Source organism: Martelella sp. (genome assembly GCF_984369615.1).
The window spans coordinates 1-5,730 of sequence record NZ_CFHTCS010000284.1 but is presented as its reverse complement, the minus strand read 5'-3'; the positions used below and the strand labels follow the sequence as shown (position 1 = coordinate 5,730).

Sequence of the window (5,730 nt, the reverse complement as noted above, 5' to 3'; positions counted from 1 at the left end):
ACAGATCTGCGAGCTTTCCGGCCATGGCGACGCTTGGGCATTGATTCGCGACCACAAGGCGCATATGGACCGTGTGCGGTATCTCAGCCTGTCCTTCGGCGCGACAAGCGCACTCAACGAACATGCCGGGATACTGCACGCGATCGAGGCGCATGACGTGGAGGCGGCCGTTTCGGCCATGCGGGAGCATTTGTCGCAGATCGCCAAGATCGTCGAGCGTATCAACGTCTCGCATCCGGCTTTTTTCGAAATGGAAGACGAATGAAAAACCTCCCCAAGACTATCCTGTGCATCGGCGAATGCATGGTCGAGATGGCCCCGCGCGAAGACGGCGCCTATACCCGCGGCTTTGCCGGCGACACCTTCAATTCCGCCTGGTATCTCGCCCGCACGCTGCCGGATGAGTTCACCGTCGATTATTTCACCGGAGCGGGAACAGATACGGTTTCCGACGAGATGCTGACCTTCATGGAAAAGGCCGGCGTCGGCACGGCCTCGGTGCGCCGGATCGAGGAACGCACTGTCGGGCTCTACATGATCGCGCTGAAGAACGGCGAGCGCAGCTTTTCCTACTGGCGCGGACAGTCGGCCGCAAAGCTTCTGGCAGAGGACCCCGGGGCGCTGGGAAAGGCGCTCGCCGGCAAGGGGCTCGTGCTGTTCTCGGGCATCACGATGGCCGTGGTCAATGAAGAGCATCGCCGCACACTGCTTGACCTGCTGGCCGAAGCGCGCGCCGCGGGCACCGTCATCGCCTTCGATCCCAACATGCGCGCGCGCCTCTGGTCCTCACGCGAGGTCATGGCTGAGACCATCATGAAGGCGGCCGCCGTCAGCGACATCGTTCTGCCCTCCTTCGACGAGGACGGCGCGGTGTTCGGCGATGAAAGCCCGGAGGCAACGATCGCGCGCTACCGCGCTGTGGGCGTGAAGACCGTGATCGTCAAGAACGGCGCCGATACGATCCATGCCGAAGACGAGGCGGAAGGTCCGGTCACGTTCAAGCCGACGCCTTCGGAAAATGTCGTGGATACGACGGCGGCCGGCGACAGTTTCAATGCCGGGCTGATCGCGGCCCTGATGACCGGAACGCCGCTGGTTGAGGCGCTGGCCAAGGGTTCGGCGCTTTCGGCCCGGGTGATCGGCGCGCGCGGGGCGCTCGTCGCCGTCTGACGGTCATTCTGCTTGCCGCAAAAGGGGGAAGACGGCCATGCCGTCCTCCTCGCCGCGGGGGAAGGCGCCCTCCTGGTGGCGCTTGTTCAGCATTTTGTAGCCAGCCGGGCTGACGCCGATATAGCGCTTGAACATCCTTGAAAAATAATAGCTGTCATCATAGCCGACGAAGGCGGAGGCCTGTTTCACGGTCTGGCCGCTGGCCAGCAGGGCCATGGCCCGCTCCATCCTCTTGAACTCCTGATATTTCGGCGGTGTGAGGCCGACCTGTTTCTTGAACTCGCGGCGGAAATAATCCTGGTTATAGGGGATCGAGCCCAGAACGCGGTCGACCGTGTCCGGGCTCAGGGGATCGGCGGCGATCTGCGATGCCGCGACCATGACCGAGAGCGAGAGGCTGTCCGGATTGTTGACGGCGACGTCCTTCTGCGGTCGCCAGCGGATGAAGGCGGCTTCGATGAACTCGATCAGCAGAACCATGAAGATGTGGTGCTGGGCAAAGGTGGTGGACGACAGCGGCGCCGTCTCGCGATAGTGGCGTGCCAGGGGCGCGATCATCTCCCAGCGCGGCAGGTCGACCCAGAGCCGGCAGTCCATCTGTTCGAACAGGTCCATGCGGCCGAAGACCTCGGCCCGGAAATGCTGGGCGACGCCGGTATAGAGTTCGTCGGATGTGGAGCGCCCGATGAAGCGTTCTCCGGCCGGAATCAGCATGGCGCGGCCCGGTTTCATTTGGAAGCTTTCCCCGGCGATCTCGTATTCGGCCCTGCCCGTCAGGCAGATGACGAGGTCGTGGACCTTGTTGACCTTGTCGGCGGTCCAGGTCGAGGTGTGCAGCATCCTGATGGTCGAACGGGTCAGCGTCAGATTGAGGGCGTTAACCGCAAGACCGTCAAGAACCCCACCTTCGATTTTATCCATCCTTTTGTCCGAAACCCTCTATTCCAAATTATTGGCCAAGCATGATTATGAACGGTGGAAGCGCCGAAATAAAGGCGTATCGCATCATTACACATCTGGGAGGATGTCGCTCGTATGGGAAAAAGCAAGACCCTGTAGGGTTGATCCCTCGCCTGCGCCTTAGCGCCATGCACAAATCAGAACACAACAATTTCCGTGCTGCCCTTCGGGGTCGGCTGCCCTTACGCACGCCCTCAGCTCACCGCCTTGACGGCGGACAGGCCGTGGCGATGCGCTCCCACGGGACAGCCGCGCCTGCCGGAACCAACAAACGGGAACGCGGTCATGAGCGGTGAAAATCGTTTCATGGGGCTCGCCTATCTGTCCCCATATATCATCGGCCTGCTGCTTTTCACTGCAGTGCCATTTCTTGCGTCATTCGTGTTGTCGTTCACCGACTACTCGCTTATGAGTTCGCCGCATTTCGTCGGCCTGAAGAATTATATCCGTCTGTTCACCCATGACCGCACCTTCAACAAGTCGCTGTCGGTCACGCTGATCTACGTGTTCTCGACGGTGCCGCTGAAGCTCGCCTTCGCGCTCTTCATCGCGGTGATCCTGAACTACAAGCTGAAGTTCATCAACTTCTTCCGCACGGCCTTCTATGTCCCGTCGATCCTCGGCGGTTCGGTCGCGATCGCGGTTTTGTGGCGCTATCTCTTCGCCGATGTCGGGCTGATCAACATGATGCTGGAAAGCATCGGCCTTCAGGGCGTCAACTGGTTCGGCGATCCCAACAACGCGCTGTTCACCATCACGCTGCTGCGTCTGTGGCAATTTGGCTCGGCAATGGTGATCTTCCTGGCCGCCCTTCAGAGCGTCGACAATTCGCTCTACGAGGCTGCCGCCATAGACGGCGCCGGCAAGTGGAAGACCTTCTTCTTCATCACCCTGCCGCTGATCACGCCGGTGATCTTCTTCAACCTCATCATGCAGACGGTGCAGGCCTTCCAGGAATTCAACGGCCCCTACATCATCACCGGCGGCGGTCCGCTGAAATCCACCTATCTGCTGCCGCTCTACATCTATGACGAGGCCTTCAAGAACTTCCGCATGGGATATGCCTCGGCCATTGCCTGGGTCATGTTCGCCATCATCATGGTCCTGACGCTGATCGCCTTCTGGTCATCGCGCCATTGGGTCTACTACGCCGGCGACAAGAGGAGCTGATCATGACAGAGCAAACCTTGTCGAGCATGCTCTCCGCCCGCGATCTGGAAGCCATCCGCGCCCGCAAGCGCGAACAGCGCAAAGTCCTGATCTCGTCGATCATCCGCTACGTGATCCTGTTCGCGGTCGGCCTGATCATGCTCTACCCGCTGATCTGGCTGATCGGCGCATCGTTCAAGACCAATGCCGAAATGTTCGCGAGCGCCGGCTTCTGGCCGACCCATCCGACCGTCAGCGGCTATATCGAAGGCTGGAAGACCTCGACGCCCTATACGTTCGGCCGGTTCTTCCTCAATACCTTCCTGATCCTGATCCCGAAGATGATCGGGACCGCGATCTCGGCCACCGCCGTTGCCTACGGCTTCGCCCGGTTCGAGTTCCCCGGCAAGAAGGTGCTGTTCGCGTCGCTGATCGCGATCCTGCTCCTGCCCAACGTCGTCACTCGCATTCCGCAGTATCTGCTGTTCAGGGAATTCGGCTGGCTCGATAGTTTCCTGCCGCTGTGGGTGCCGTCTGCGCTTGCCGGTGACGCGTTCTTCGTCTTCATGCTGGTCCAGTTCCTGCGCGCCATCCCGCGCGACATGGAAGAGGCCGCGCGCGTCGACGGCGCCTCGAGCTGGCAGGCCCTGCTCTTCATCGTCGTACCGCTGCTCACGCCGGCCCTCATCTCGGTCTGCCTGTTCCAGTTCATGTGGACGATGAACGACTTCCTCGGGCCGTTGATCTACCTGTCCTCCGTCGACAAATACCCGGTCTCCCTGGCCCTCAAACTGTCGATCGACACCACCGAGGCATTCGCCTGGAACAAGATCCTCTCCATGTCGGTGCTCGCGATCACGCCCGCCCTCGTCGTGTTCTTCATGGCGCAGAAATATTTCATCGAAGGTATCTCCGCTGGCGGAGTCAAAGGATAACAACCATGGCCAGAGTTCAGCTGAAAAGTCTCGAAAAGGTCTACGGCAAGTTCAAGGCCGTCCACGGCATCGACCTGGAAATCGAGGATGGCGAGTTCATGGTGCTGGTCGGCCCGTCCGGCTGCGCCAAATCGACGACGCTCAGGATGATCGCCGGTCTGGAGCGCATCACCGGCGGTGAGATCCGCATCGGCGACGATCTCGTCAACGACAAGCCCCCGGGCCAGCGCGGCATCGCGATGGTGTTTCAGAACTATGCGCTCTATCCGCATATGAAGGTGAAAAACAATCTCTCCTTCGGCCTGCGTCTCAAGCATGCGCCAAAGGCGGAGATTGCCGCCTCCACCGAGGAAGTCTCGCATATTCTCGAGATCGAGGACTATCTGGAGCGCCTGCCGAAGCAGCTTTCCGGCGGTCAGGCCCAGCGCGTTGCCGTAGGCCGCGCGCTGATCAAGAAGCCGCAGGTCTTCCTGTTCGACGAACCTCTCTCCAACCTCGATGCCAAGCTCAGGGCCTCCATGCGCGTGCGCATCACCGACCTGCACAAGCAGTTGCTGGCAGAAGGCATGCATTCGACCGTTGTCTACGTCACGCACGACCAGACGGAAGCCATGACCATGGGCAACCGCATCTGCGTGATGAAGGAAGGCCGGATCATGCAGGTCGCCGATCCCTTCACGCTTTACCGCAAGCCGGCCAATGCCTTTGTCGCAGGCTTCATCGGATCGCCGGAAATGAATATCGGCGATGCGACGCTGGTCGACGGCAACAAGCTCAGGATCGGCACGCAGACCTTTACCATCGACGACAAGGCCCGCGCCCGCATCGACAAGGATGCCCCGAGCGAGGTCACCTTCGGTGTTCGTCCGCAGCACTTCACAGTGGTGGATCAGAATGCCGAAGAAGGGCTGCTCGGCCGCATCTCCCATGTCGAGTTCATGGGCCACGAGGTCTACCTCTACATCACCGTCGAGGACCAGTCCTTCATCGTCGTCGTCCCGGCAACGGGCATCGAGCGTCAATATCTGCGCGATGATGCCATCCGCATCATGCCGCAGGAAGACGCGCTGCACATCTTCCACCGCCGCACCGGCGAAAACATCTCGCTGTCGGCATAGTTCTTCGAAACCGTCTTTTTCAAAGGGAGGAAAATATGACCATGAAACTGACAATTCTCGCCGGCCTGATGGCTGCAACATCGCTGACGGCAGCCAATGCCGCCGATCTTCGCATGTCCTGGTGGGGCGGCGACAGCCGTCACCTTGCAACCCAGGAAGCGCTGAAATATTGCGGCGAAAAGCTTGGCCACAGCATTTCTCCGGAATTCACCGGCTGGTCCGGTCACCAGGAGAAGATCACCACCCAGCTTGCCGGCGGCACCGAAGCCGACATCATGCAGATCAACTGGCCCTGGCTGCCGCTGTTCACACCGAACGGCGAAGGCTTTGCCGATCTCAATGAGTTCTCCGACACGATCGACCTCACGCAGTGGACCGAGGGGGAACTCGCAACCTCG

The 5,730-nt window shown here is 60.3% G+C and carries 6 protein-coding genes and 1 pseudogene; 6 read left to right on the top strand and 1 reads right to left on the bottom strand.

Annotation, left to right across the window (positions count from 1 at the left end):
* Nucleotides 1-265: FCD domain-containing protein (locus AC5DC2_RS18245; RefSeq protein WP_491699498.1), on the top strand; the 265-nt coding region annotated here is incomplete at its 5' end.
* A complete protein-coding gene (locus tag AC5DC2_RS18240; RefSeq protein WP_491699497.1) occupies nt 262-1,170 on the top strand; it encodes a sugar kinase in 909 nt (302 codons plus the stop codon). The genes AC5DC2_RS18245 and AC5DC2_RS18240, both read left to right, overlap by 4 nt.
* A gap of 3 nt (nt 1,171-1,173) precedes the next feature.
* On the opposite strand, the gene AC5DC2_RS18235 is transcribed toward AC5DC2_RS18240, so the two are convergent.
* Nucleotides 1,174-2,091 (bottom strand): AraC family transcriptional regulator, encoded by a 918-nt coding sequence (locus AC5DC2_RS18235; RefSeq protein WP_491699496.1) that lies wholly within the window; start codon nt 2,089-2,091, stop codon nt 1,174-1,176.
* 324 nt (nt 2,092-2,415) lie between these two features.
* On the opposite strand from AC5DC2_RS18235, the gene AC5DC2_RS18230 reads away from it, so the two are divergent.
* The 4 genes and pseudogenes from AC5DC2_RS18230 to AC5DC2_RS18215 form a co-directional block, all read left to right on the top strand.
* Nucleotides 2,416-3,300 (top strand): carbohydrate ABC transporter permease, encoded by an 885-nt coding sequence (locus tag AC5DC2_RS18230; protein ID WP_061449780.1) that lies wholly within the window; start codon nt 2,416-2,418, stop codon nt 3,298-3,300.
* 2 nt (nt 3,301-3,302) lie between these two features.
* Nucleotides 3,303-4,214: a carbohydrate ABC transporter permease gene (locus AC5DC2_RS18225; protein WP_061449779.1), complete on the top strand. Its 912-nt coding sequence runs from the start codon at nt 3,303-3,305 to the stop codon at nt 4,212-4,214.
* 5 nt (nt 4,215-4,219) lie between these two features.
* The gene (locus AC5DC2_RS18220; protein WP_061449778.1) at nt 4,220-5,332 is read left to right on the top strand and encodes an ABC transporter ATP-binding protein; all 1,113 of its coding nucleotides are present in this window, start codon (nt 4,220-4,222) and stop codon (nt 5,330-5,332) included.
* A 41-nt stretch (nt 5,333-5,373) separates the two neighbouring features.
* Nucleotides 5,374-5,730, top strand: a pseudogene (locus AC5DC2_RS18215) (ABC transporter substrate-binding protein); the annotation flags it as partial.